This window comes from Planktothricoides sp. SR001 (assembly GCF_001276715.1).
Lineage (GTDB): Bacteria > Cyanobacteriota > Cyanobacteriia > Cyanobacteriales > Laspinemataceae > Planktothricoides > Planktothricoides raciborskii.
Genome location: NZ_LIUQ01000081.1, coordinates 1018 through 4881, shown reverse-complemented (window position 1 = coordinate 4881; position 3864 = coordinate 1018). Strand labels below are relative to the sequence as shown.

Annotated in this window: 2 protein-coding genes; one reads left to right on the top strand and one right to left on the bottom strand. The window is 47.2% G+C overall.

The genetic code is table 11. The annotated features are described in order from the left end of the window. The coding region (locus AM228_RS35775) for an Ig-like domain-containing protein (RefSeq protein ID WP_231636960.1) at positions 1–3631 on the top strand (3631 nt) is incomplete at its 5' end. Here AM228_RS35775 and AM228_RS35770 read toward each other — a convergent pair. Then, positions 3587–3864, bottom strand: a 278-nt coding sequence (locus AM228_RS35770) for a hypothetical protein (RefSeq protein ID WP_231636959.1), incomplete at its 5' end; no start/stop codon positions are given. The two genes, AM228_RS35775 and AM228_RS35770, sit on opposite strands and share 45 nt — an antisense overlap.

Sequence of the window (3864 nt, the reverse complement as noted above, 5' to 3'; positions counted from 1 at the left end):
GGACTTCCTGTTGACGGGTTACGATAATTCAGGCAGCTACATCTCCAAACTGTACAAGAACACGGGCAGTGGGTTCAGCGAAGATACCACTGTTTCCCTTCCTGGTGTTTACTACAGTTCCGTAGCCTGGGCGGACTACAGCGGGGACGGCAAACAGGATTTCCTGTTGACGGGTTACACAGGTTCAGGCTACATCTCCAAACTGTACAAAAACACTGCCACACCTTCTGATACCACCCCACCCACAGCCAGCAGTTTCACTCCTGCCGATAATGCCACAGGCGTTGCCGTTGGTGCTAACTTAGTGGTTAACTTCAGTGAAGCCATTCAAAAAGGTAGTGGCAATATTGTTATCAAGAAAGTCTCGGATAATTCTGTTGTCGAAACCATTGCGGTTACTAACAGTAATGTCACCGTTAGTGGCAGTCAACTGACCATTAACCCAACCAATGACTTAGCACAAGGTACAGATTATTATGTAGAAATTGCCAACGGTGCGATTAAGGATATTGCGGGGAATAATTATGCGGGTATTACTGGTAATAGCACCTGGAATTTCCAAACCGTCGCCCCCACTGACACCACCCCACCTACAGCCAATAGTTTCACTCCTGCCGATAATGCCACAGGCGTTGCCGTTGCTGCCAATTTAGTGGTTAACTTCAGTGAAGCCATTCAAAAAGGTAGTGGCAATATTGTTATCAAGAAAGTCTCGGATAATTCTGTTGTCGAAACCATTGCGGTTACTAACAGTAATGTCACCGTTAGTGGCAGTCAACTGACAATTAACCCAACCAATGACTTAGCACAAGGCACAGATTATTATGTAGAAATTGCCAACGCTGCGATTAAGGATATTGCGGGGAATAATTATGCGGGTATTACTGGTAATAGCACCTGGAATTTCAAAACCGTCGGCGGACTACTACAGACCATTACCCCAGACTTTGATAGTGCTACCGCCGGAAATCAAACCACTAAAGCCTTCAGACCTAATAACTCCGTCGGAGTCGATGTCAACTATTCCACATCGGATAACAACAGCAGTCTAACATCCTCCTTTGGATTTAAGCTGCACTACGACTCCTCCGAGTTAACCTTTGTCAACCTTACCAATCCCTTATCCAGTCCGATAGCACCCACCATCGGCAGTCCAGAGGCGGACACCGCCAATGAAGATAACGACCCCCTCACTGATAAAGTGATTAATGTAGCTTGGCTGAATATTAGCGGTGTGAATTGGCCGAATACTACTTTACCCGCCAATCTATACAAAGCCAACTTCACCACGTCCTCTACCTATACAGGTACAAACGTTAACTTTAGCAGTAATAACACCTCCCCTGGATACAGCCTTTCACCCACATCCGCAGTTTTGACCCTAGCACCCCCCGTCAGTTTAGATGCGGATGGCAATAGTTCTGCCCAGGGTGCCACTGACGGCATTTTAATTGCCCGCCATCTGTTTGGCTTTACGGGTAATACCCTAACTACTGGAGCGATTGGTACTGGTGCTACCCGCACCACTGCTACAGACATCCAGAACTATTTGCAAAATGGTCAAGCCACGATGCTAGATGTGGATGGCAACGGTTCTGTTCAGGGAGCCACCGACGGGATTTTAATTGCTCGCTATCTGTTTGGCTTTACTGGCAATACCCTCACTAATGGAGCGATTGGTACTGGTGCGACTCGCACTACTGCAACTGAAATTCAGCAATTCTTAAGCACCTATCTGCCCACGACTCCTGCATCTAGTAAGAGCGTAGTTACCAATAGTGCTACCCAAAATATTACCGCTAGTGCCAGCACTCAGAATGTAGCTCCGGGTAGTTCAGTCTCAATTGACGCCAAGTATTCCACATCGGATAACAGCAGCAGCCTACCATCCTCCTTCGGATTTAAACTGCACTATGACTCTTCTAAGCTTAATTTTGTCGATTTTGCCAATCCAGGGGTATTGTCAAGTCCCGTAGCACCGACTATCGGTACTCCAGTGGACGACACCGCCAATGAAGATAACGATACCTCCACTGATAAAGTGATTAATGTGGCTTGGCTTAATCTAAATGGTGTGAATTGGCCGAATGTGGCTGCACCCACGACCTTATACAAAGCCAACTTCACCGCCTTACCCACTTTTACTACAGGTAGTGCCAAGGTTAACTTTAGTAGTCAAAATGCTTCTCCTGGTTACACCTTCCAAGGAACAGGAACAGTTATCTCTGCTGACTCAACTGCACCCACAGCCAGCAGTTTCAGCCCCGTTGATAATGCCACAGGAGTTGCCGTTGGTGCTAACTTAGTGGTTAACTTCAGTGAAGCCATTCAAAAAGGCACCGGCAATATTGTCATCAAGAAACTGTCTGACAATTCTGTAGTAGAAACGATTGCGGTTACTAACAGTAATGTCACCGTTAGTGGCAGTCAACTGACAATTAATCCAACCAATGACTTAGCACAAGGCACAGATTATTATGTAGAAATCGCTGCTGGTGCGATTAAGGATATTGCGGGTAACAACCACGCAGGCATTACCGGCAATAGCACCTGGAATTTCAAAACTCAGGGAACTTCCACCATTAATGGCACTGATGGCCCTGACAACTTAATCGGCACTGCTAATCCAGACATCATTAATGGATTCGAGGGCAACGATACTCTCAATGGTGGTGCCGGTGTCGATACCCTGGTTGGCGGATTAGGCAATGATATCTATGTTGTCGATAACGCTGGGGATATCGTCACTGAATTAGCTTCCCAAGGCACCGACTTGGTACAATCTTCTGTCACCTATACCCTGGGAGCGAATGTAGAAAACCTCACTTTGACGGGAACGGCAGCAATTAACGGTACGGGTAATACTCTTAATAACACCATTACCGGCAATGCGGCGAATAATACCCTCAATGGTGGTGCGGGTGCTGATATTCTTAATGGCGGATTGGGTAATGATATCTATGTTGTCGATAACGCTGGGGATATTGTCACTGAATTAGCATCCCAAGGCACCGACTTGGTACAATCTTCTGTCACCTATACCCTGGGAGCCGAAGTAGAAAACCTCACTTTGACGGGAACGGCAGCAATTAACGGTACGGGTAATACTCTTAATAACACCATTACCGGCAATGCGGCGAATAATACCCTCAATGGTGGTGCGGGCAACGACATCCTCAATGGTGCTGCGGGCCGAGATATTTTAACTGGTAGTACGGGTGCGGATACCTTTGTGTTCCAGTTTGGTCAATCCACAGTAGCAGCGTGCGATCGCATTACCGACTTTGCCATTGGTAGTGATAAGATTGACCTCCTCACCCAAGCGGGAGCGGCGATGAATGCCCCCACCAGCTTTAGCCGTGCTGCTAATAATGCTGCCACCACCTTAGCCACTGTTGTCACTCAAGTCTTTACTGATGCTAATGGGGCGTCTGCTGGCAACCAAGCTCTCGGACTTAATAGTGCTGCTTTGGTTGTGGCGACAAATGCCGCGATTGCTGGTACTTACCTAGTGGTGAATGATGCTACTGCTGGTTTTCAATCTGGTAACGATTTAGTTATTAACTTAACCGGATATACTGGGACGTTACCGGGTTTGGGCAGCATTACACCGGGCAATTTCTTTATCTAACCTTCCAGATAACCCAGAAACCGGGTTTCTTCTGTGAAAATTACAGCTATCTGTGGGTGGCGAAAAAGAAACCCGGTTTCTTAGTCCCCAAGCAAAGAAACCGGGTTTCTGTGGTGAATATGTAGGGGCGACGAGCGCATTCGCCCCTACTGTGGAACCAAGAAAGAAACCCGGTTTCTTAGTCCCCAAGCAAAGAAACCGGGTTTCTGTGGTGAATATGTAGGGGCGACGAG